We start from the raw sequence: 22485 nt of genomic DNA, 5'->3' as shown, positions 1-22485 counted from the left end.
CGCTTCGCCATCCGCGAAGGCGGCCGCACCGTCGGCGCAGGCGTCGTCGCCAAAATCGTCGAGTAAGCACAAACCTTCACAGGTTTGGGAAAGGCCGCCCCCTGGGGCGGCCTTTTTCGTGCTGGCGGCGACACCTGTTGCCGTTTTCCGATCAATCGGAAAACGGGCCGGAAAATGATCGATCATTTTCCGCGGCTCTGGCTGTCGTTTCGCCTGACGATCTGGTATGATGGGTGCTGTTGCAACGGAGGGTGACATGGATCTTGCGCTGAACTGACCGAGAAAATCGACCTTCATTTCTCCGGAGTGCAGCCATGCAAGCCCCGTTTCTCGACGCGTCCCTGCGTCATCCCATCACCCTGCCAGATGGGCAGGTCTATCCCAATACCGTCTGGCTCGATCAGGTCATTGATCACCCCAATTTCGAGATTGGGGCCTTCAGCTACTACAATGATTTCGAGCCAGTGGACGACTACGCCGCCCGCATCGCGCCTTACCTTCATCCGGGCGCGCCGGAGCGGCTCTGTATCGGGCGGTTTGTCCAGATCGCTCACGGGGCGCGGTTCATTACCTCGTCAGCCGACCACCCGAAGAATTGGTTCACGACCTATCCTTTCGCGATTTTCAACCATGATGTGATGCCGCTTTTCGCAGAGGAATTCGCGACGGGTGGCGATACGGTCATCGGTCATGATGTCTGGATCGGCCATGGGGCGATGATCCTTCCCGGGGTCACTCTGGGCAATGGGGTTATCGTTGGTGCGGGCGCGGTGGTGACCAAGGATGCGCCTGCGTTCTCGGTGGTTGCGGGCAACCCGGCGCGTGTCGTACGGCAGCGGTTTCCCGATCCGGTGGGGGCGCTGCTCGAGGCGTTGGCATGGTGGGACATGCCCCCCGAGGAAATCCGCGAGATCCTGCCTGTGCTTGCCTCTGCCGATATCACTGCGTTGGAGAGGTTGGTGGCGGGGCGCGGATGATCCGGGACAGGTTTTCCCAGTCGCAGCCTTTGCGTTTTCCCGCTTGCAATGCGGTCGCGCCTTTCGTATCTCATCGCACGGCCTCGAAGGGGTATAGCTCAGCTGGTAGAGCGACGGTCTCCAAAACCGTAGGTCGCGGGTTCGAACCCTGCTGCCCCTGCCATTTCCAAAAATTCTCTGATCCACATTTCCGAGCGTCTTACCCGACGCTCAGGAGAGCGCGGACGAGTGCGGTCTGCGAGCTTACGCCTGTCTTGACGTAGATCCGGGAGAGGTGTGTGCGCACGGTGTTGACGCTGATCCCGAGTTGGTCGGCGGCGGCGCCCAAGCTGTCACCGGCCACGATTCGGGCGGCCAGCGCGCACTGGCTCTCGGACAACCCGTAGATTGCGCGCGCGAGTGTAAGGCGGTCGTCCAGCGCGGCGTCATTCTGGATGTCGACGAAGGTCATGTCGTCGCGCACTGTGAGCGTGCAGAACGCGACGCTGCCGCTATCGGTTTCGCCCAGAACGACAGGCAGGCGGCAGGGGCGGCCGCTTTGGGCTGCGTGGTGGTAGTGTTCGAAATAGCCGTGCTGCTCGGCGGCGCAGGCGAGCGCGGCCTGCAGGCGCTGGTCCCATTCGGGCCGGGCGGCGCGCAGGCGCCCGTGGGAGAGCGTAAGCGCCGGGTGGGCCTGTAGCCGCTGCAGGGCCGTCTCCGAGCTTGCGAGCACCCGCCCGCGCCCGTCCACCGCCAGCCGGTCGGTCTCGTCGCCCTGGGGCCCGCGCAGCACGAAGCTCGAGGACAGGATGCGCCAGCCCGAGGCGCCGCGTTCCAACACCCGGGTCTCGAACGTGTGCTCGATACGCCCGTCTGTCTGGTACGCGCGCCCGTTGAAGGAGATGAAGGCAAGGTCGCCGCTGAATGTCAGGCTGAGGTTGTGCCGTTCGAACCCGGCGATGGCGCAGATTGCGCCGCGGTCAAAGACGCCGCGCATGTAGCGTTCGATCGTGTCCCAACCTTCGAGCACAGTCGACCCCAGCCGGGCTGAGACGCAGGTTTCGCGTGTGCGGGCGTCCTGGACCCAGCAGTCCGCCCACCCGGCAAAGTCGCCGGCAGCGAAGCAGGTGGTTTCGGCGGCGATGACCGCGAGGGCGACCTCTGCTTCCGACGCGTGGAGCGCTTGGCTGTGCTCGGCTGTGGTCAACGGCGTTCTCTTCAAGTCAGGTCGGGCGCAGTTTGACGACGGGTGCGGGAATGTCCAGTTGCCGCCGTGAGCGCCCGGGCGAGCCGGTGCAGAAGGGCTGGCAGCTTGGGCATTATAGGGGCGTGGGTCTGGTAGAAGGCATCCTCGCACGCAGGGTGCAGTTGGGAGGGCGCGCGGGCGGCGATGAGGTGCACGGGATCCATCTTGGTCACTCCTGTTTGGGGCGGGGGCGGGAATGAGTTTGGCCCGGGATCACGGGGAGGAGTGTCATCCGAAGTGACCACATCTGGACGGAATTTCGCGGTAGGTTGACGGGCGCGTGGGTGGGGGCGGTGGGACGCCTCCGGCGGGAGTATTTTGGAAGAGAAGAAGGGGCGGTAGGGCTGACCACTTGCAGTGCGTGGGGCGGGTTTGGGGGGTGTTGGGAGTGCGAAAGTGCGGGATTTACCTGCGTTGGTGCGGATGGTGAGTCGCGGCTGCAAGCAGACCGGCGGGACTTGCATTCGGCGGCGGGTGGGCGTATCTGACCGGCTGTCGCAGTGGAAGAATGCGCCGAAAGAGAGAATGTACATGGCCTTGTCCAACCCGCTTCAGTTTATCCAGCAGACCCGCGCCGAGGTTGCCAAGATCGTCTGGCCAACGCGCCGCGAGGTGTTGTTGACGACGGTGATGGTCTTTGTCATGGCCGCGCTTACGGCGGTGTTCTTCTTTTTTGTGGATTTCCTGATCCGCAATGGGTTGCAGGCGCTGCTTACCGCAGTGAGCTAAGGCGCGGGCCGGTTCGGTTGCGGGGCGGTCGGGGGGTTGAAAATCACCGCTGCTGGCGGTAGGTCGACGCCGAGTTTTCCGGGAAACGGCGTGTGGCGATTCGGCGGCACGCCGATTTCGTATTCCCGAAACAATCAGTCTCGGTGCAGTTAGTGCCTTGATATAAAAGCATAAACCGGAGCTTCGCGCGCCGGGGTGAGGTCGGAGAAAGAAATGGCAAAACGGTGGTATTCGGTCAGCGTCCTGTCGAACTTCGAGAAGAAGATCGCTGAGCAGATCCGGACCTCTGTCGAAGAGAAGGGTCTTGAGGACCAGATCGACGAGGTGCTTGTGCCCACCGAGGAGGTCATCGAGATCCGCCGCGGCAAGAAGGTCACGACCGAGCGCCGGTTCATGCCGGGCTACGTTCTGGTGCATATGGAGATGTCGGACGAGGGCTATCACCTCATCAACTCCATCAACCGCGTCACCGGCTTTCTTGGGCCGCAGGGCCGCCCGATGCCGATGCGCGATGCCGAGGTGAACCAGATCCTCAACCGCGTCCAGGAGGGCGAGGAAGCGCCGAAGCTGATGATCCGCTTCGAAGTGGGCGAGCGGGTGAAGGTCAACGATGGCCCGTTCGAGGATTTCGACGGCATGGTTGAAGAGGTCGACGAGGACAACCAGCGCCTCAAGGTGACGGTCTCGATCTTTGGCCGGGAGACCCCGGTCGAACTGGAATTCACGCAGGTCACCAAGCAAGGGTGATCCGTGTAACCCCCCTGAGACCAAATGGTTTTGGGGGAAATGTGGGAGGCGGTGGCATCGCGATGTCGGCGCCCGACCACACAACGCAGAGCCGCCGGGACGCGTCCCGATGCGGCGTTGAAAAGGAGAAGGCCAATGGCCAAGAAACTCGCAGGCACGATGAAGCTGCAAGTGCCGGCAGGTCAAGCGAACCCGTCGCCCCCCGTGGGCCCGGCGCTTGGTCAGCGCGGCATCAACATCATGGAATTCTGCAAGGCGTTCAACGCCAAGACGCAGGACATGGAGCCCGGCGCGCCGTGCCCGACCGTGATCACCTATTACCAGGACAAGTCCTTCACCATGGATATCAAGACGCCGCCCGCGTCTTACTATCTGCGCAAGGCCGCCAAGCTGAAATCCGGCGCCAGCAACCCCGGTCGTGAGACCGTCGGGTCTGTGTCCGTCGCTCAGGTGAAAGAGATCGCCGAAGCGAAGATGAAGGATCTCAACGCCAAGGATATCGAAGCGGCGATGCAGATCATCCTGGGCTCTGCCCGCTCCATGGGCATCGAGGTGAAGTAAGATGGCAAAGCTCGGAAAACGGACCCGCGCCGCACGCGAGGCTTTCGCTGGCAAGGACAACCTGTCGGTGGAGGACGCGGTCGCACTGGTCAAGTCCAACGCCCAGGCGAAATTCGATGAGACCATCGAGATCGCGATGAACCTTGGCGTCGACCCCCGCCATGCGGACCAGATGGTGCGCGGCGTTGTCGGCCTGCCGAATGGCACCGGCAAGACCGTGCGCGTCGCCGTCTTCGCCCGTGGTGCCAAGGCCGATGAGGCCAAGGCCGCCGGCGCGGATATCGTTGGCGCAGAGGACCTGATGGAGACCATTCAGGGCGGCACCATCGATTTCGATCGCTGCATCGCGACCCCGGACATGATGCCGATCGTCGGCCGTCTGGGTAAGGTCCTCGGGCCGCGCAACCTGATGCCGAACCCCAAGGTGGGCACGGTGACCATGGATGTCGCGCAAGCGGTGGAGAACGCCAAGGGCGGCCAGGTGCAGTTCAAGGCGGAGAAAGCCGGTGTGGTGCACGCGGGCGTGGGCAAGGCGTCGTTTGACGAAGCCAAGCTCGTCGAAAACGTGCGCGCCTTTATCACGGCTGTGGCCAAGGCCAAGCCGACCGGCGCCAAGGGCACCTATCTCAAGAAGATCGCGCTGAGCTCGACCATGGGCCCCGGCGTTTCGATCGACGTCGCCAACGCCGCAGGCGAATAAGCGCGGGCCATGACCGCGTCCTGGCGTGTCGGGGCCATTCTGAACGAACCGCTGGCGGCGACGCTGAGGTTCGCGGCATGGTATCTCGATCAGGGCGCGGCGGGGCTGACGCTTTTGTTTGACAATCCTCGGGACCCCGCGATCGGGGTCCTGAGCGCGCATCCCGGGATCGTTTGCGTGCGATGCGACGCGGCATTCTGGGAGGGTCTCGGGCTTTCGCCCGCGGCGCGGTTCACCCGGCGCCAGAATGCGGGGCTGACCTGGGTCTACCGGCAGACGCGAGAGGACTGGCTCCTCAACCTCGATGCCGACGAATTTCTCTATGTAAACCATGGGACGATCGGGACGCTTCTGGCTGCGCAGCCGGCGGATCTGCCTGCGGTGCGGGTCATGACTGCTGAGGCGGTTCTGCCCGAAGTGAAGGCGCGCGACACCCTGTTTCGGCTGCCGATGGAGCGCGACATCGCGCGGCGGATCTATCAGGAGGACACCGCGCTTTTTGGCCCCAAGCGCATGGGGCTCGTTGGTCATGCGGGGGGCAAATCCGCGATACGCAGTGGCCAGCCGGGCGTGCGTTTGCGCCAACACTGGGCCCATGGCGGCGATGGCGAAAAGCTTGCCGAGCGGGTGCTCGGCCCGCAGAGCGGGGCGCATTTGCTTCACCTCAACGCGCCGGATTTCGACAGCTGGCGGGACAAGCTTGACTGGCGGCTGAGCGCGCGCGGGTTCACCGGGCCGCTGGCCAAACGGCTGCATGAGGCGCGTGGCGGCGCGGAGCCGGAGGCGGCCTTGCGCGCGATCTTCACGAGTTTGTACGGGGTGAGCGAGGCGCGGTTTGCGCGGATGTGCGAGGCCGGCGTGGGCATGGCGCTTGATCTCGATCTCGATGCGCGGGTGGCGCGGCAGATCCCGAACGCCTGAGGCGCGCTGCGCTGGACGCGCGCGGGCCCAGGCCATAGGGTTGGCGCAGTGATGAGATAGTGATGAGATCATGAGGACGGGTGCACGACGCGCGCCCGTGACGCGCGCCATGCAAGAGCTTTCCCCCGGCATCGCGGACATTCGCAACGCCCATATCCTGCAGCCCCCCACGATCCGCCGTCTCAACGTGGTGGACGGGGTCGGGGCGCCGGTCGTCGAGGGGGCGATCAGCCGGCTCGGCTTTCAGCATCCGTCTCAGATGGTTGATCTTGCGGCGTTGCCGGAGGTGGAGCCGCTTGCCGGAACATGGCTCTTCGCCGGGGACTACTGGAGCCACTTCGGTCACTTCCTGTTCGAATCCCTCGCGCGCCTCTGGGCGCTGGAGCATCTGGACACGGCGCTCGACGGGATCCTCTATCTGCCCACGAAGCGGCAGAAATTCATGGAGATCCGCGAGGGCGGGTTTCAGGAGGACCTGCTGCGCCGGTGCGGGGTCGAGGGGGCGGTCAAAGTCCTCACCGGCTCGGTCCGGGTGGAGCGGCTGATCGTCCCACGGCAGGGCTGTGGCATCGGCCCTCTGGCCAGCGGTACACCCGAATTTCGGCGGTTCATCCGCGATCGCCTCAGCGCGGGCATCACGCCGGGGCAGGCGGATCGGCTCTATCTATCGCGGGAAGGCTACGGGCTCCGGCGCGGCGGGGTCTTTGACGAGGCGCGGCTCTCGGAATTGCTGGAGCGCGAAGGCTACCTGTCGTTCCGCCCGGAGCGGGTCTCCATCGAGGAACAGATCGCGGCCTATCTCGGCGCCTCCCGGATCATCTCGCCCGACAGCACCGCGCTGCATCTGGTGGCCTTCCTCGCGCGCGAGGATCAGGACGTGGCGGTCGTGCTGCGGCGGGGCAACGGGGCCAAGGATATCGGGCCCAATCTCGCCGGGTTCATGGGCCGGCGGCCGGCGATCCTCGATCGCATCACGCGCCAGCACGTGCGCGACAATATCGCCAACAAGAACTGGGCGCGCTACGCGGAGCTTGACATGCCTGCCCTTGGGGCGGATCTGGTGCGCCATGGCTTCATTGATGACGCGCGGCCCTGGACCAACCTGGACGCAGGCGCGCGGGCGGCGGTGCGGGATGCCTATGCCGAGAAGCTCGGCTGCGGCTTTGAGACAGTCGAGCGCGACCGGGGGCCGGGCGCTGCGACCGGCGCGCGCGAGACGGCAGGCGGCGCATCGGGGTAAAACCGCCGATTGCCTCTTGGAACCCGGTAACTTTTTCCCTAAGAGGAACCGCGGAGTAAAGCGTGCGATTCGTCGTGCGCTTTATTTCGTTTCGTCCAAGACGGTGGGTGGCCCTTTCGATCGGGTCTTAATTTCCCTCCTGAGACGGGTGAAGACCATTGAAAGATCGAGGGTTTTACAACCTTCGGGCGACTTTGGCTAAATCCCGTAATGCGGACTTGACCGCCCGACCCGGTGACGGGGACGGCATCAAAATGAGCCGGGATGTTTCATCCCTAACCTGGAGAGAACTGTGGATAGAGCCCAGAAAGAGAAAGTGGTCGAGGAACTCGGCCAGATCTTCGAAAGCTCTGGCGTGGTGGTCGTAGCCCACTACACCGGTCTGACAGTTGCCGAGATGCAAGACCTGCGCGCGCGTGCACGCGATGCGGGTGGGTCTGTGCGTGTTGCCAAGAACAAGCTCGCCAAGATCGCCCTTGAGGGTAAGCCGTGTGAGAACATGGGTGACCTGCTCAAAGGGATGACCGTTCTGACCTATTCCGAGGACCCCGTGGCAGCAGCCAAGGTGGCCGAGGATTTCGCCAAGGAGAACAAGAAGTTCGAGATCCTTGGCGGTTCCATGGGTGAGAATGCTCTGGACCGTGCAGGCGTTGAAGCCGTGTCGAAAATGCCCTCCCGCGATGAGCTTATTGCTTCCATCGTCGGCTGCATTGGCGCACCGGCCTCCAACATTGCCGGCGCGATTGGCGCACCTGCAAGCAACATCGCAAGCATCCTTTCGACCATCGAAGAGAAGGCGGAAGCTGCGTAAGCGGTTGGCACTGAATGGCCGGCGTAGGGCGCCTCTGCCCACGTTGGAAAACACACACTGTAAACGGAAAGAGCTGATACAATGGCTGATCTGAAAGCACTCGCGGAAAGCATCGTTGGTCTGACCCTGCTGGAAGCACAAGAACTCAAAACCATCCTCAAAGACGAGTACGGCATCGAGCCCGCAGCCGGCGGCGCGGTCATGATGGCGGGCCCGGCAGGCGACGCCGGCGGCGACGCAGCTGAAGAGCAAACCGAATTCGACGTCATCCTGAAGTCGGCCGGTGCCTCCAAGATCAACGTGATCAAGGAAGTTCGCTCGATCACCGGTCTTGGCCTCAAAGAAGCCAAAGAGCTGGTTGAAGCTGGTGGCAAGGCCGTCAAGGAGCAGGTCTCCAAAGACGAAGCCGAAGAGATCAAAGGCAAGCTCGAAGCGGCAGGCGCCGAAGTCGAGCTCAAGTGATCTGAGACCCGCTCTGGCGGGGATCGTTGAGGCTGGGTCCGGGAAATCCGGGCCCAGCCTGACCTGTCTTAGAAAGGCCCGCAACCTCGGGGTTTTCTTGGGTAGGTCACGCGGATCGGGAGGCGGCCGGTGGGACGGTTGCCATGAATTGATCCGGACAGACCCCTCTCAAGTGGGTGCGGCGTCGTAGCCCGACGATGCGCAGCGCCCGGTGAGATACGAAAGGTAACACCTGATATGGCTCAGTCCTTCCTAGGCCAGAAGCGTCTTCGTAAATATTTCGGTAAAATCCGTGAAGTTCTGGAGATGCCGAACCTCATCGAGGTTCAGAAATCCTCCTATGATCTGTTCCTCAACTCTGGCGACCAGCCTCAGCCCACCGATGGCGAGGGCATCATGGGCGTTTTCCAGTCGGTTTTCCCGATCAAGGATTTCAACGAGACCGCCGTTCTGGAGTTCGTCAAATACGAGCTCGAGAAGCCGAAATACGACGTCGAGGAATGCCAGCAGCGCGACATGACCTATTCCGCGCCGCTGAAGGTCACCCTGCGTCTGATCGTGTTCGATGTGGACGAGGACACCGGGGCCAAATCGGTCAAGGATATCAAGGAACAGGACGTGTTCATGGGCGACATGCCCCTGATGACGCCCAACGGCACATTCGTCGTGAACGGCACCGAGCGGGTCATCGTTTCCCAGATGCACCGCTCACCGGGCGTGTTCTTCGACCACGACAAAGGCAAGACCCACAGCTCGGGCAAGCTGCTCTTCGCCTGCCGCATCATCCCCTACCGCGGCTCCTGGCTCGACTTCGAATTCGACGCGAAAGACATCGTCTTCGCCCGCATCGACCGTCGCCGGAAGCTTCCGGTGACCACGCTTCTTTACGCGCTCGGCCTCGATCAGGAAGCCATCATGGACGCGTATTACAACACCGTGTCCTACACGCTGGTGCGCAATACCGGCTGGGCGACGAAATTCTTCCCCGAGCGGGTCCGCGGCACGCGCCCGACCTATGATCTCGTGGATGCCGACACCGGCGAAGTGATCGCCGAGGCGGGCAAGAAGGTCACGCCGCGCGCCGTCAAAAAGCTGATCGACGACGGTCAGGTCAAGGAGCTGCTGCTGCCCTTTGCCCAGATCGAGGGCAAGTTCGTCGCGCAGGACATCATCAACGAAGAGACCGGCGCGATCTATGTCGAGGCGGGCGATGAGCTCACCCTCGAGCGCGACAAGGACGGCGACATCATCGGCGGGACCGTCAAGGAGCTGGTCGATGCGGGCGTCACCGAGATCCCGGTGCTCGACATCGACAACATCAACGTCGGCCCCTACATGCGCAACACCATGGCGCAGGACAAGAACATGGACCGCAACGGCGCGCTCATGGACATCTACCGTGTCATGCGCCCGGGCGAGCCGCCCACCGTCGAGGCGGCCTCCGCGCTCTTCGAGACGCTGTTCTTCGACAGCGAGCGCTATGACCTCTCCGCCGTCGGCCGCGTGAAGATGAACATGCGTCTTGCGCTCGACAAGCCCGACACCCAGCGGACGCTGGACCGCGAAGACATCGTCGCCTGTATCAAGGCGCTGGTCGAGCTGCGCGACGGCAAGGGCGAGATTGACGACATCGACCACCTCGGCAACCGCCGGGTGCGCTCGGTCGGCGAGCTCATGGAGAACCAGTACCGCGTCGGGCTGCTCCGCATGGAGCGCGCGATCAAGGAGCGCATGTCCTCGGTCGAGATCGACACGGTCATGCCGCAGGATCTGATCAACGCCAAGCCGGCCGCCGCGGCTGTCCGCGAGTTCTTCGGCTCCTCGCAGCTGTCGCAGTTCATGGACCAGACCAACCCGCTCTCCGAAGTGACGCACAAGCGTCGCCTGTCGGCGCTCGGGCCGGGCGGTCTGACCCGCGAACGCGCGGGCTTCGAGGTGCGCGACGTGCACCCGACCCACTATGGCCGGATGTGCCCGATTGAGACGCCAGAAGGCCCGAACATCGGCCTGATCAACTCGCTGGCGACCTTCGCGCGCGTCAACAAGTACGGCTTCATCGAGACGCCCTATCGCGTGGTGAAAGAGGGGCAGGTGACCGACGAGGTTCACTACATGTCCGCCACCGAGGAAATGCGCCACACCGTGGCCCAGGCGAACGCCAACCTCGACGAGACCGGCAAGTTCGTGAACGAGATGGTCAACACCCGCCAGTCGGGCGACTATACCCTCGCGCCGAGCGAGACGGTGGATCTCATCGACGTCTCGCCCAAGCAGCTGGTCTCGGTCGCGGCCTCGCTCATCCCGTTCCTGGAAAATGACGACGCCAACCGCGCGCTCATGGGCTCCAACATGCAACGTCAGGCCGTTCCGCTCCTGCGCGCCGAGGCGCCGCTGGTCGGGACCGGCATCGAAGAGGTCGTGGCACGCGATTCCGGGGCCGCCTACATGGCGCGCCGCGCGGGCATCATCGACCAGGTCGACGCCCAGCGGATCGTGATCCGGGCGACGGAAGATCTCGAGCCGGGCGATCCCGGGGTCGACATCTACCGCATGCGCAAGTTCCAGCGCTCCAACCAGAACACCTGCATCAACCAGCGCCCGCTGGTGAAGGTGGGTGACACGGTGCAGAAGGGCGAGGTCATCGCCGATGGTCCCTCGACCGACATCGGGGAACTGGCGCTCGGCAAGAACGTCGTCGTCGCCTTCATGCCCTGGAACGGCTACAACTACGAAGACTCGATCCTGATCTCCGAGCGCATCGCGCGGGATGACGTCTTCACCTCGATCCACATCGAGGAATTCGAAGTCGCCGCCCGTGATACCAAGCTCGGGCCGGAAGAGATCACCCGCGATATCCCCAACGTCGGCGAGGAAGCTCTGCGCAACCTCGACGAGGCCGGCATCGTCTACATCGGCGCCGATGTGGAGCCGGGCGATATCCTCGTGGGCAAGATCACACCGAAGGGCGAGAGCCCGATGACGCCGGAAGAAAAGCTCCTCCGCGCGATCTTCGGCGAAAAGGCCTCCGACGTGCGCGATACTTCGCTCCGCGTGAAGCCGGGCGACTACGGCACGGTTGTGGAGGTGCGCGTCTTCAACCGGCACGGTGTCGAAAAGGACGAACGTGCGCTGCAGATCGAGCGCGAGGAAGTGGCGCGTCTGGCCCGTGACCGGGACGACGAACTCGCCATTCTCGACCGCAACATCTACGCGCGTCTTCAAGGCATGATCCTCGGCAAGACCGCGGTGAAGGGGCCCAAGGGCATCAAGTCCGGCTCCGAGATCACCGAGGAGCTTCTGGGCACGCTCAGCCGCGGCCAGTGGTGGCAGCTTGCGCTTGAGGGCGAGGAAGACGCCAAGCACGTCGAGGCGCTCAACGAGCAATACGAGGCGCAGAAACGCGCGCTCGATGCCCGCTTCGAGGACAAGGTCGAGAAGGTCCGTCGCGGGGATGACCTGCCGCCGGGCGTGATGAAGATGGTCAAGGTCTTCGTCGCGGTGAAGCGTAAGCTGCAGCCGGGCGACAAGATGGCCGGCCGCCACGGCAACAAAGGTGTGGTTTCGCGGGTTGTCCCGATGGAAGACATGCCCTTCCTCGGTGACGGCACCCCGGTCGACATCTGCCTCAACCCGCTTGGTGTTCCGAGCCGGATGAACGTCGGTCAGATCCTCGAAACCCACATGGGCTGGGCCGCGCGCGGTCTCGGCATCCACGTGGACGACGCGCTCGGCGAGTACCGCCGGTCCGGTGATCTCACACCGGTGCGCGAGGCGCTGCGCCTGGCCTATGGCGACGAGGTTTACGAAGAAGGCATCGCCGGCATGGACGAGCGCATGCTTCTCGAAGCGGCGGGCAACGTGACCCGCGGCGTTCCGATCGCAACGCCTGTCTTCGACGGCGCCAAGGAAAGCGACGTGAACGATGCGCTGGTGCGCGCGGGCTTCGACACCTCGGGCCAGTCGGTGCTCTTCGACGGGCGCACGGGCGAGCAGTTCAGCCGCAAGGTGACGGTGGGTGTCAAATACCTGCTCAAGCTGCACCACCTGGTGGACGACAAGATCCACGCGCGTTCGACCGGTCCGTACTCGCTCGTCACCCAGCAACCGCTGGGCGGCAAGGCGCAGTTCGGTGGTCAGCGTTTCGGGGAGATGGAAGTCTGGGCTCTGGAAGCCTACGGCGCCGCCTACACCCTGCAGGAGATGCTGACGGTGAAATCGGACGACGTGGCTGGCCGGACCAAGGTCTACGAGAGCATCGTCAAGGGCGAAGACAACTTCGAGGCCGGTGTTCCGGAATCCTTCAACGTTCTCGTCAAGGAGGTCCGCGGTCTGGGCCTCAACATGGAACTCCTGGATACGGAGGAAGATGAGTAACTTTTGATCTTGGTTGGGGGGCTGCCCCGGGCCGGTGGGTCGAGTGTCGGCATCTGGTCGACACTCGGTCCGATCCTCAAGGCCCCCAAGAGCCGCCCAACCTCTTTCAATAATCTTCGGCCAAAGCGGTCATCCGCAGGGATCTTCATCCTCGCCGCCTCGGTCGATATCATCTTTTTCTGAATCCCCTCTGAAAGGGAAAGCTATGAACCAGGAACTGACAAACAACCCGTTCAACCCGCTCACGCCGCCGAAGGTGTTTGACGAGATCAAGGTCTCGCTCGCCTCGCCGGAGCGGATCCTGTCGTGGTCCTTCGGTGAGATCAAGAAGCCCGAAACCATCAACTACCGGACCTTCAAGCCCGAGCGCGATGGCCTGTTCTGTGCCCGTATCTTCGGGCCGATCAAGGACTATGAGTGCCTCTGCGGCAAGTACAAGCGCATGAAATATCGCGGCGTTGTCTGCGAGAAATGCGGTGTCGAGGTGACGCTTCAGAAGGTCCGCCGCGAGCGGATGGGCCACATCGAGCTGGCCTCGCCCGTGGCGCACATCTGGTTCCTCAAGTCGCTGCCCAGCCGGATCGGCCTCATGCTCGACATGACGCTGCGCGATCTGGAGCGGGTGCTCTACTTCGAGAACTACGTGGTGATCGAGCCGGGCCTGACGGACCTGACCTACGGGCAGATGCTCACCGAGGAAGAATACCTCGATGCGCAGGACGCCTATGGCATGGACGCCTTCACAGCCAACATCGGCGCCGAAGCGATCCGCGACATGCTGAGCCAGATCGACCTGGAGTCCGAGGCCGAGCAGCTGCGCGCCGATCTCGCCGAGGCGACCGGCGAGCTCAAGCCCAAGAAGATCATCAAGCGGCTCAAGGTCGTCGAGAGCTTCCTTGAATCCGGCAACCGCCCGGAATGGATGGTCATGACCGTGATTCCGGTCATCCCGCCGGAGCTGCGCCCGCTGGTGCCGCTCGACGGGGGCCGCTTCGCGACTTCGGATCTCAACGATCTCTACCGCCGGGTGATCAACCGGAACAACCGCCTCAAGCGCCTCATCGAGCTGCGCGCGCCCGATATCATCGTCCGCAACGAAAAGCGGATGCTGCAGGAATCGGTCGATGCGCTCTTCGATAACGGCCGCCGCGGCCGCGTGATCACCGGCGCCAACAAGCGCCCGCTGAAATCGCTCTCGGACATGCTCAAGGGCAAGCAGGGCCGCTTCCGCCAGAACCTTCTCGGCAAGCGGGTCGACTTCTCGGGCCGGTCGGTCATCGTGACCGGGCCGGAGCTCAAGCTGCACCAGTGCGGCTTGCCCAAGAAGATGGCGCTCGAGCTGTTCAAGCCGTTCATCTATTCGCGGCTGGAGGCCAAGGGCCTGTCGAGCACGGTGAAACAGGCCAAGAAGCTTGTCGAAAAAGAACGCCCCGAGGTCTGGGATATCCTCGACGAGGTGATCCGCGAGCATCCGGTTCTTCTGAACCGCGCGCCCACGCTTCACCGTCTGGGCATCCAGGCGTTCGAGCCCGTGTTGATCGAAGGCAAGGCGATCCAGCTGCACCCGCTTGTCTGCTCGGCCTTCAACGCCGACTTCGACGGGGACCAGATGGCCGTCCACGTGCCGCTTTCGCTGGAAGCCCAGCTTGAAGCACGCGTGCTGATGATGTCGACCAACAACGTTCTGTCGCCGGCCAACGGTGCGCCGATCATCGTCCCGTCGCAGGATATGATCCTCGGCCTCTACTATGTCTCGCTGCAACGCGACGGCATGAAGGGCGAGGGCATGGCGTTTTCCTCGATCGACGAAGTGCAGCACGCGCTCGACGCGGGCGAGGTGCACATGCACGCCAAGATCACCGCGCGGATCACCCAGATCGACGAGAACGGGCTGGAAATCGTCAAGCGCTACGAGACGACGCCGGGCCGTGTGCGCCTCGGCGCGCATCTGCCGCTCAACGCCAAGGCGCCGTTCGACCTCGTCAACCGCCTCCTGCGGAAGAAAGAGGTGCAACAGGTCATCGACACCGTCTACCGCTATTGCGGTCAGAAGGAGTCGGTCATCTTCTGTGACCAGATCATGTCGATGGGCTTCCGCGAAGCCTTCAAGGCCGGGATTTCCTTCGGCAAGGACGACATGGTCATCCCCGATCACAAGTGGGACATCGTCGACGATACCCGCGAGCAGGTGAAGGGCTTCGAGCAGCAGTACATGGACGGCCTGATCACCCAGGGCGAAAAGTACAACAAGGTCATCGACGCCTGGACCAAGTGTAACGACAAGGTCACCGACGCGATGATGGGCGCGATCTCCGCCACGCAGACCGACGAGGACGGCTCCGAGCGGGAACCGAACTCGGTCTACATGATGGCCCACTCCGGCGCGCGTGGCTCGGTCACCCAGATGAAACAGCTCGGCGGGATGCGCGGCCTGATGGCCAAGCCGAACGGCGACATCATCGAGACGCCGATCATCTCGAACTTCAAGGAAGGCCTGACGGTTCTGGAGTACTTCAACTCCACCCACGGCGCGCGGAAAGGTCTGTCGGATACGGCTCTGAAGACGGCAAACTCGGGCTACCTGACCCGCCGTCTCGTGGACGTGGCGCAGGACTGCATCGTTCGATTGAACGATTGCGGCACCGATCGGGCGATCACCGCGCAGGCGGCGGTCAACGACGGTGAGGTTGTCGCCTCCATCAGCGAGCGCATTCTGGGCCGCGTCGCGGCCGAGGACGTGCTGCGTCCGGGGACCGACGAGATCCTCGTCAGCGAAGGCGAGATGATCGACGAGCGCATGGCCGATGCCATCGAGGAGGCCTCGGTGCTGAGCATGCGCATCCGCTCGCCGCTGACCTGTGAGGCCGATGACGGCGTCTGCGCCCAGTGCTACGGGCGTGACCTTGCGCGCGGCACCAAGGTCAACACCGGCGAGGCGGTGGGCATCATCGCGGCGCAATCGATCGGCGAGCCGGGCACCCAGCTTACCATGCGGACCTTCCACATCGGCGGGGTCGCGCAGGGTGGTCAGCAGTCCTTCCAGGAGGCCAACCAGTCGGGCAAGGCGGAATTCCGCAGTGCCAACCTCATCTCCAACGAGGTCGGCGAACAGATCGTCATCGGCCGCAACATGCAGCTCGCGCTCATGGGTGATGACGGCGAGGAGCGGGCAAGCTTCAAGCTGGGCTACGGCACCAAGATATTCGTCAAGGAAGGCGAGACGGTCGAACGCGGGGCGAAACTCTTCGAGTGGGATCCCTACACGCTGCCGATCATCGCGGAAAAAGACGCGACGGTGCGCCATGTGGATCTCGTGAACGGCGTGGCCGTGCGCGAGGAGACCGACGACGCGACGGGCATGACCCAGAAGATCGTGACCGACTGGCGCTCCGTGCCCAAGGGCAACGAGCTCAAGCCGGAAATCATCCTTCTGGACTCCGACGGTGAGCCGGTCCGCAACGATCAGGGCAACCCGATCACCTACCCGATGTCCGTGGACGCGATCCTCTCCTGCGAGGATGGTCAACAGGTCAAGGCCGGTGACGTCGTGGCGCGGATCCCGCGCGAAGGCGCGAAGACCAAGGACATCACCGGTGGTCTGCCGCGTGTGGCCGAACTCTTCGAAGCGCGCCGTCCCAAGGATCACGCGATCATCGCCGAAATCGACGGCTATGTCCGGTTCGGGCGCGACTACAAGAACAAGCGCCGGATTGCGATCGAGCCTGCTGACGAGACGATGGAGCAGGTCGAGTACATGGTGCCCAAGGGCAAGCACATTCCGGTTCAGGAAGGTGACTTCGTCCAGAAGGGCGACTACATCATGGACGGCAACCCCGCGCCGCATGACATCCTTGCCATCATGGGTGTCGAGGCGCTGGCGAACTACATGATCGACGAGGTGCAGGACGTCTACCGGCTGCAGGGCGTGAAGATCAACGACAAGCACATCGAGGTGATCGTGCGCCAGATGCTCCAGAAGTGGGAGATCGCCGACAGTGGCGATACCACGCTTCTCAAGGGCGAGCATGTGGACAAGGCCGAGTTCGACGAGGCCAACGAGAAGGCCATCGCCCGCGGCAAGCGTCCGGCGCAAGGGGCCCCGATCCTTCTGGGGATCACCAAGGCCTCGCTGCAGACCCGGTCCTTCATCTCGGCGGCGTCCTTCCAGGAGACCACGCGCGTGCTCACCGAGGCCTCTGTCCAAGGCAAGCGCGACAAGCTCGTGGGCCTCAAGGAGAACGTCATCGTCGGCCGTCTGATCCCGGCCGGGACGGGTGGGGCGACCCAACGCGTCCGGCGCATCGCGCAGGACCGCGACAATGTCGTGATCGAAGCGCGCCGCGAGGAGGCCGAAGCCGCGGCAGCGCTCGCGGCGCCGGTGATGGATGACAGCTACGACGGCGGGGACGACAGCAATCTGGTCGATCTGCCCGAGAACGACTGACGCGTCATCGCTTTTGCCATGATCAAGGCCCCGCTCCCGCGGGGCCTTTTTCTATGGGTCGGGGTTTCGGGGCTGGGGTCCGGGCCGGATATTTCCAAGCGCCGCGCGCAGTTTTGCGGTATAGTCGGGCTATTGTGCTCAAAAAATTGGATGGCCTCATGTTGAAGACATTCTGCATTCTTGCCTGCGCCTTGGCCGCGAGCGGCTGCGTGAAACCGGCGGAGCGTGTGACCGCCAATTTCCAGTATTCCAACGCGGGCAACCTCGGGACCCAGAACGCCGGTCTCTTCGAGCCGGGCTCACTGTTTCTGTGGGACACCGAGACCAACGCGCTGAATTTCGTGGATGTGCTGGAATTGACGCCGGTTGGCGGCGCGCCCGTCCCGGCGGACATAAGCTCGTCCAACGTCGCGTCGATCGAACTCTCGGGCGTGCCGGTCGGTGCAAATGACGCGCTGATCGAAGCGTCGGTCGGGGCCATGTCGAGCTTCATCGCAAAATCGGCCGTGCGGGAAGATTACGGCCGGCTTGTTTCGGCGCTCGCGGGCTATGTGACGGAACTGGTCGAGGACGGGGCCGACCCGGACATCCTGTTGCGGACGCGCGATCCCGATGCGCGGCTGGTCCTGATCCGCTCGGCCGTCCGCGCGAAGGAATCCGAGCTGCGGATCGGGGGCGTCGATGCCTCCTCGCCCGACAGCGTTGTTTCGATCACCCTGGGCGACGGGCTGTCTCTCACTGTCCGGGCGGGCAGCAACACCAGCTGCGGCGTACCCGAAGGCTCGACCGCGCAGACATCACCGGCCTGCTTCTTCAATGTGTCCGTGTTCGATCCCGAATACGTGGAGGGCACCCCGAAATTGCAATTCCTTCAGGGCGGAACACCGCTCGACAGCCTCGCGGCGGCGTTCCGGGGGGTGCGGTGAGGCATCGGCCCGGGGCATAGCCGGGCTCAGGGCCGCTGCTCGTCTCTGACAGTCGGCGGTTTCACGGGGCTGCCCCCGGTGTGATGCTGTTGACAACCTTTCCGACTCCCCCTATAGCAGCCCCACCTCGGCGGAAGGCCATGCTTTCCGGTGCCGAAAATCAGAACTGAAGTGGTCAAGATCCGGGCTCGTTTGCCCCGATCCTCTGGAGACCCGCCGCGTCGTCCAACAGATACGGACGGATGCGGTTTTTGCGTTTTGCGGACGCGCAGATCGCGAGGAAATTGAAACCCGCACGTCGCGACGTGCCTACACATGTGTGCAAATACGGGGATAGACCGGAATGCCAACGATCCAGCAGCTGATCCGCAAACCGCGGCAGCCGAAAGTTAAACGCTCCAAGTCGATGCACCTGGAACAGTGCCCGCAGAAACGCGGCGTCTGCACCCGGGTTTACACGACCACGCCGAAGAAGCCGAACTCCGCCATGCGGAAGGTCGCCAAGGTGCGCCTGACCAACGGGTTCGAGGTGATTTCCTACATCCCCGGCGAAAGCCACAACCTTCAGGAACACTCCGTTGTCCTGATCCGTGGCGGCCGTGTGAAAGACCTTCCCGGTGTGCGTTACCACATCCTGCGCGGCGTGCTCGACACGCAGGGCGTCAAGGATCGTAAGCAGCGCCGTTCGAAATACGGCGCCAAGCGTCCGAAGTAAGAGGATACATAGATGTCTCGTCGTCACGCCGCAGAAAAACGCGAAGTGCTGCCCGACGCCAAGTATGGCGACCGGGTTCTGACCAAGTTCATGAACAACCTGATGATCGACGGCAAGAAGTCGGTCGCAGAGAAGATCGTCTACAACGCGCTCGACCGCGTTGAGACCAAGATCAAGCGCGCGCCCGTTGAGGTGTTCCACGAAGCGCTCGACAACATCAAACCCTCGGTCGAGGTTCGCTCTCGCCGTGTTGGTGGCGCCACCTACCAGGTGCCGGTCGAAGTGCGCCCCGAGCGCCGTGAGGCGCTGGCGATCCGCTGGCTCATCACTGCCTCGCGCGGCCGTAACGAGAACACCATGGAAGAACGTCTCGCCGGTGAGCTCATCGACGCCGTTCAATCCCGCGGTTCTGCCGTCAAGAAACGCGAAGACACCCACAAGATGGCCGACGCCAACAAAGCGTTCAGCCACTATCGCTGGTAATTCACCTCAGGCCTCAGGACCGAACCAATGGCACGCGAATATCCCCTCGACCGGTACCGTAACTTCGGGATCATGGCGCATATCGACGCAGGCAAGACCACCTGCTCCGAGCGCATCCTTTACTACACCGGCAAGTCCCACAACATCGGCGAGGTGCATGATGGCGCCGCGACCATGGACTGGATGGAGCAGGAGCAGGAACGCGGGATCACCATCACTTCCGCTGCGACGACCACTTTCTGGGAGCGCACCGAGGATGGCGAGACCGCAGACACGCCCAAGCACCGTCTGAACATCATCGACACCCCCGGCCACGTGGACTTCACCATCGAAGTCGAGCGCTCGCTCGCGGTTCTCGATGGGGCCGTTTGCGTGCTTGACGCCAACGCCGGCGTCGAGCCCCAGACCGAAACCGTCTGGCGCCAGGCTGACCGCTACAAGGTTCCGCGTATCGTGTTCGTCAACAAGATGGACAAGATCGGCGCGGACTTCTTCAACTGTGTCGAGATGGTCGAGGATCGCACCGGTGCGCGCGCCGTTCCCGTCGGTATTCCGATCGGCGCAGAGACCGAGCTCGAAGGTCTGATCGATCTCGTGACCATGGAAGAGTGGCTCTGGCAGGGTGAAGATCTGGGCGCGTCCTGGATCAAGGCTCCGATCCGCGACAGCCTCAAGGACATGGCCGAAGAATGGCGCGGCAAGATGATCGAGGCGGCCGTCGAGGAAGACGACGACGCGATGGAAGCCTATCTCGAAGGCGATGAGCCCGACGTTCCGACGCTGCGCGCTCTGCTCCGCAAGGGCACGCTTGCGCTGCACTTCGTCCCGGTTCTCGGGGGCTCGGCCTTCAAGAACAAAGGTGTCCAGCCGCTGCTCAACGCCGTGATCGACTACCTGCCGAGCCCGCTCGACGTGGTTGACTACATGGGCTTCGCACCGGGTGACGAGAACGAAGAACGCAACATCCCGCGCCGTGCGGACGATGAAATGGCGTTCTCCGGCCTCGCGTTCAAGATCATGAACGACCCCTTCGTCGGCTCGCTCACCTTTACCCGGATCTACTCGGGTACGCTCTCCAAGGGCGAAACCGTGTTGAACTCCACGAAGGGCAAGAAAGAGCGCATCGGCCGGATGATGATGATGCACTCCAACAACCGCGAAGAGATCGAAGAGGCATTTGCCGGCGACATCATCGCGCTTGCGGGTCTGAAGGACACCACCACCGGTGACACCCTGTCCGACACCAAGGAGCCGGTTGTCCTCGAGACGATGACCTTCCCCGATCCGGTGATCGAGATTGCGGTCGAGCCCAAGACGAAGAACGACCAGGAGAAAATGTCTCAGGGTCTGCAGCGTCTTGCGGCAGAAGACCCGTCCTTCCGCGTCGAGACCGACATCGAGTCCGGTCAGACCATCATGAAGGGCATGGGCGAGCTGCACCTCGACATCCTCGTTGACCGCCTCAAGCGCGAGTTCAAGGTGGAAGCCAACATCGGCGCGCCGCAGGTGGCCTACCGTGAGACCATCGGTCACGAGGTCGAGCACACCTACACCCACAAGAAACAGTCGGGTGGGTCCGGTCAGTACGCCGAGGTCAAGCTCATCATCTCGCCGACCGAGCCGGGCGAAGGCTATTCGTTCGAAAGCCGGATCGTTGGTGGTGCTGTTCCCAAGGAATACATCCCCGGCGTCGAGAAGGGCATCAAGTCCGTGATGGACAGCGGCCCGCTTGCCGGCTTCCCGGTCATCGACTTCAAGGTGGCCCTGGTCGACGGTAAGTTCCACGATGTGGACTCCAGCGTCCTCGCCTTCGAAATCGCAGCTCGTATGGGCATGCGCGAAGGTATGCGGAAGGCCGGTGCGAAACTGCTCGAGCCGATCATGAAGGTCGAAGTGATCACCCCGGAAGACTACACCGGCGGGATCATCGGCGACCTCACCTCCCGCCGTGGGCAGGTCACCGGCCAGGAACCGCGCGGCAATGCCGTTGCGATCGACGCTTTCGTGCCGCTGGCCAACATGTTCGGCTACATCAACACCCTGCGCTCCATGTCTTCGGGCCGCGCGCAGTTCTCGATGCAGTTCGACCATTACGATCCGGTCCCGCAGAACATCTCCGACGAGATTCAGGCGAAATACGCATAACCGGGTGGCGGGGATAACCCCGCCCTACCCAACCCCAGTAGGGTGGGCCCGCCCCACCATCCGACAAGACAGGAGGCCATCATGGCTAAGGAAAAGTTTGAACGTAACAAGCCGCACGTGAACATCGGCACGATTGGTCACGTTGACCACGGGAAGACGACGCTGACGGCGGCGATCACGAAGTACTTTGGTGACTTCCAGGCCTACGATCAGATCGATGGTGCGCCGGAAGAGAAAGCGCGGGGGATCACGATCTCGACGGCGCACGTGGAGTACGAGACGGAGAACCGTCACTACGCGCACGTTGATTGCCCCGGCCACGCCGACTACGTGAAGAACATGATCACCGGTGCGGCGCAGATGGACGGCGGCATTCTGGTGGTGAACGCGGCCGACGGCCCGATGCCCCAGACCCGCGAGCACATCCTGCTGGCGCGTCAGGTTGGCGTTCCGGCGCTGGTTGTCTTCATGAACAAGGTCGACCAGGTCGATGACGAGGAGCTTCTGGAGCTCGTCGAGATGGAGATCCGCGAGCTGCTGTCCTCCTACGACTTCCCCGGCGACGATATCCCAATCATCGCGGGCTCGGCGCTGGCGGCGATGGAAGGGCGTGACCCGGAGATCGGCGAAGAGAAGATCAAGGAGCTGATGGCGGCGGTTGACGACTACATCCCGACGCCCGAGCGCGCGGTTGACCAGCCGTTCCTGATGCCGATCGAGGACGTGTTCTCGATTTCCGGCCGCGGGACGGTTGTGACCGGCCGTGTCGAGCGCGGTGTTGTGAACGTCGGCGACGAGCTCGAGATCGTGGGCATCAAGGACACCAAGAAGACGACCTGCACGGGCGTCGAGATGTTCCGCAAGCTGCTCGACCGCGGTGAAGCGGGCGACAACATCGGCGCGCTGCTGCGCGGCATCGACCGTGAAGGCGTCGAGCGGGGCCAGGTGCTCTGCAAGCCCGGCTCGGTGAAGCCGCACACGAAGTTCGAGGCCGAGGCCTACATCCTGACCAAGGACGAAGGTGG

The 22485-nt window shown here is 63.2% G+C and carries 18 protein-coding genes and 1 tRNA gene; 18 read left to right on the top strand and 1 reads right to left on the bottom strand.

Annotation, left to right across the window (positions count from 1 at the left end):
* The first annotated feature begins 9 nt into the window (after positions 1–9).
* The 3 genes from BM353_RS17240 (at position 10) to BM353_RS16360 (ending at position 1140) form a co-directional block, all read left to right on the top strand.
* Positions 10–66 (top strand): hypothetical protein, encoded by a 57-nt coding sequence (locus BM353_RS17240; RefSeq protein ID WP_200941610.1) that lies wholly within the window; start codon positions 10–12, stop codon positions 64–66.
* 248 nt (positions 67–314) lie between these two features.
* On the top strand, positions 315–977 hold the full coding sequence (locus tag BM353_RS16365; RefSeq protein WP_092082799.1) for a CatB-related O-acetyltransferase: 663 nt from the start codon (positions 315–317) through the stop codon (positions 975–977).
* A gap of 87 nt (positions 978–1064) precedes the next feature.
* Positions 1065–1140 (top strand) — tRNA-Trp (locus tag BM353_RS16360).
* A gap of 36 nt (positions 1141–1176) precedes the next feature.
* On the opposite strand, the gene BM353_RS16355 is transcribed toward BM353_RS16360, so the two are convergent.
* Entirely contained in the window at positions 1177–2163 is a 987-nt protein-coding gene (locus BM353_RS16355) for a LuxR C-terminal-related transcriptional regulator (protein WP_092082797.1), read from the bottom strand.
* 570 nt (positions 2164–2733) lie between these two features.
* Here BM353_RS16355 and secE point away from each other — a divergent pair.
* The 15 genes from secE to tuf all read left to right on the top strand — a co-directional run.
* Positions 2734–2931, top strand: a complete 198-nt coding sequence (gene secE, locus BM353_RS16350) for a preprotein translocase subunit SecE (protein WP_092082803.1) — start codon at positions 2734–2736, stop codon at positions 2929–2931.
* Between the two features lie 213 nt (positions 2932–3144).
* Complete coding sequence (gene nusG / locus BM353_RS16345; protein WP_092082795.1) at positions 3145–3678, top strand: transcription termination/antitermination protein NusG; 534 nt, start codon at positions 3145–3147, stop codon at positions 3676–3678.
* Positions 3679–3813: 135 nt separating this feature from the next.
* Positions 3814–4239, top strand: coding sequence for a 50S ribosomal protein L11 (gene rplK / locus BM353_RS16340; RefSeq protein WP_092082793.1), 426 nt, complete (start codon positions 3814–3816; stop codon positions 4237–4239).
* A 1-nt stretch (position 4240) separates the two neighbouring features.
* Complete coding sequence (rplA, locus tag BM353_RS16335; protein WP_092082791.1) at positions 4241–4939, top strand: 50S ribosomal protein L1; 699 nt, start codon at positions 4241–4243, stop codon at positions 4937–4939.
* 9 nt (positions 4940–4948) lie between these two features.
* The gene (locus BM353_RS16330) at positions 4949–5860 is read left to right on the top strand and encodes a glycosyltransferase family 2 protein (protein ID WP_092082789.1); all 912 of its coding nucleotides are present in this window, start codon (positions 4949–4951) and stop codon (positions 5858–5860) included.
* A 109-nt stretch (positions 5861–5969) separates the two neighbouring features.
* Entirely contained in the window at positions 5970–7100 is a 1131-nt protein-coding gene (locus BM353_RS16325) for a glycosyltransferase family 61 protein (RefSeq protein ID WP_177220578.1), read from the top strand.
* A 292-nt stretch (positions 7101–7392) separates the two neighbouring features.
* Positions 7393–7911: a 50S ribosomal protein L10 gene (rplJ, locus tag BM353_RS16320; RefSeq protein ID WP_092082785.1), complete on the top strand. Its 519-nt coding sequence runs from the start codon at positions 7393–7395 to the stop codon at positions 7909–7911.
* 81 nt (positions 7912–7992) lie between these two features.
* Positions 7993–8373 carry a 50S ribosomal protein L7/L12 gene (gene rplL, locus BM353_RS16315; RefSeq protein WP_092082784.1) on the top strand — a complete coding sequence of 127 codons (381 nt, stop codon included), beginning with the start codon at positions 7993–7995 and terminating at the stop codon, positions 8371–8373.
* A 237-nt stretch (positions 8374–8610) separates the two neighbouring features.
* The gene (rpoB, locus tag BM353_RS16310) at positions 8611–12747 is read left to right on the top strand and encodes a DNA-directed RNA polymerase subunit beta (protein ID WP_092082783.1); all 4137 of its coding nucleotides are present in this window, start codon (positions 8611–8613) and stop codon (positions 12745–12747) included.
* 205 nt (positions 12748–12952) lie between these two features.
* Positions 12953–17191 (top strand): DNA-directed RNA polymerase subunit beta', encoded by a 4239-nt coding sequence (gene rpoC, locus BM353_RS16300; protein ID WP_092082779.1) that lies wholly within the window; start codon positions 12953–12955, stop codon positions 17189–17191.
* 158 nt (positions 17192–17349) lie between these two features.
* Positions 17350–18117, top strand: coding sequence for a hypothetical protein (locus BM353_RS16295; protein WP_143104202.1), 768 nt, complete (start codon positions 17350–17352; stop codon positions 18115–18117).
* Between the two features lie 343 nt (positions 18118–18460).
* Entirely contained in the window at positions 18461–18832 is a 372-nt protein-coding gene (gene rpsL, locus BM353_RS16290) for a 30S ribosomal protein S12 (protein ID WP_005621086.1), read from the top strand.
* 12 nt (positions 18833–18844) lie between these two features.
* Positions 18845–19315 (top strand): 30S ribosomal protein S7, encoded by a 471-nt coding sequence (gene rpsG / locus BM353_RS16285; protein WP_092082775.1) that lies wholly within the window; start codon positions 18845–18847, stop codon positions 19313–19315.
* A 27-nt stretch (positions 19316–19342) separates the two neighbouring features.
* Positions 19343–21460 (top strand): elongation factor G, encoded by a 2118-nt coding sequence (fusA, locus tag BM353_RS16280; RefSeq protein ID WP_092082773.1) that lies wholly within the window; start codon positions 19343–19345, stop codon positions 21458–21460.
* Positions 21461–21541: 81 nt separating this feature from the next.
* The coding region (gene tuf, locus BM353_RS16275; protein WP_092082801.1) for an elongation factor Tu at positions 21542–22485 on the top strand (944 nt) is incomplete at its 3' end.

This window comes from Poseidonocella sedimentorum (genome assembly GCF_900116005.1).
In the GTDB taxonomy this organism is placed as follows: Bacteria; Pseudomonadota; Alphaproteobacteria; order Rhodobacterales; family Rhodobacteraceae; genus Poseidonocella; species Poseidonocella sedimentorum.
This window is presented reverse-complemented; position numbering and strand designations above follow the sequence as displayed.

Bases quoted from the DNA above. Each gene is read 5' to 3' on its own strand.
- rpoC (WP_092082779.1), top strand. From the start codon at position 12,953: ATGAACCAGGAACTGACAAACAACCCGTTCAACCCGCTCACGCCGCCG.
- rpsG (WP_092082775.1), top strand. From the start codon at position 18,845: ATGTCTCGTCGTCACGCCGCAGAAAAACGCGAAGTGCTGCCCGACGCC.
- BM353_RS16325 (WP_177220578.1), top strand. From the start codon at position 5,970: ATGCAAGAGCTTTCCCCCGGCATCGCGGACATTCGCAACGCCCATATC.
- rpoB (WP_092082783.1), top strand. From the start codon at position 8,611: ATGGCTCAGTCCTTCCTAGGCCAGAAGCGTCTTCGTAAATATTTCGGT.
- rplK (WP_092082793.1), top strand. From the start codon at position 3,814: ATGGCCAAGAAACTCGCAGGCACGATGAAGCTGCAAGTGCCGGCAGGT.
- BM353_RS16365 (WP_092082799.1), top strand. From the start codon at position 315: ATGCAAGCCCCGTTTCTCGACGCGTCCCTGCGTCATCCCATCACCCTG.
- rpsL (WP_005621086.1), top strand. From the start codon at position 18,461: ATGCCAACGATCCAGCAGCTGATCCGCAAACCGCGGCAGCCGAAAGTT.
- rplL (WP_092082784.1), top strand. From the start codon at position 7,993: ATGGCTGATCTGAAAGCACTCGCGGAAAGCATCGTTGGTCTGACCCTG.
- rplA (WP_092082791.1), top strand. From the start codon at position 4,241: ATGGCAAAGCTCGGAAAACGGACCCGCGCCGCACGCGAGGCTTTCGCT.
- BM353_RS16295 (WP_143104202.1), top strand. From the start codon at position 17,350: ATGTTGAAGACATTCTGCATTCTTGCCTGCGCCTTGGCCGCGAGCGGC.
- nusG (WP_092082795.1), top strand. From the start codon at position 3,145: ATGGCAAAACGGTGGTATTCGGTCAGCGTCCTGTCGAACTTCGAGAAG.
- secE (WP_092082803.1), top strand. From the start codon at position 2,734: ATGGCCTTGTCCAACCCGCTTCAGTTTATCCAGCAGACCCGCGCCGAG.
- fusA (WP_092082773.1), top strand. From the start codon at position 19,343: ATGGCACGCGAATATCCCCTCGACCGGTACCGTAACTTCGGGATCATG.
- BM353_RS16330 (WP_092082789.1), top strand. From the start codon at position 4,949: ATGACCGCGTCCTGGCGTGTCGGGGCCATTCTGAACGAACCGCTGGCG.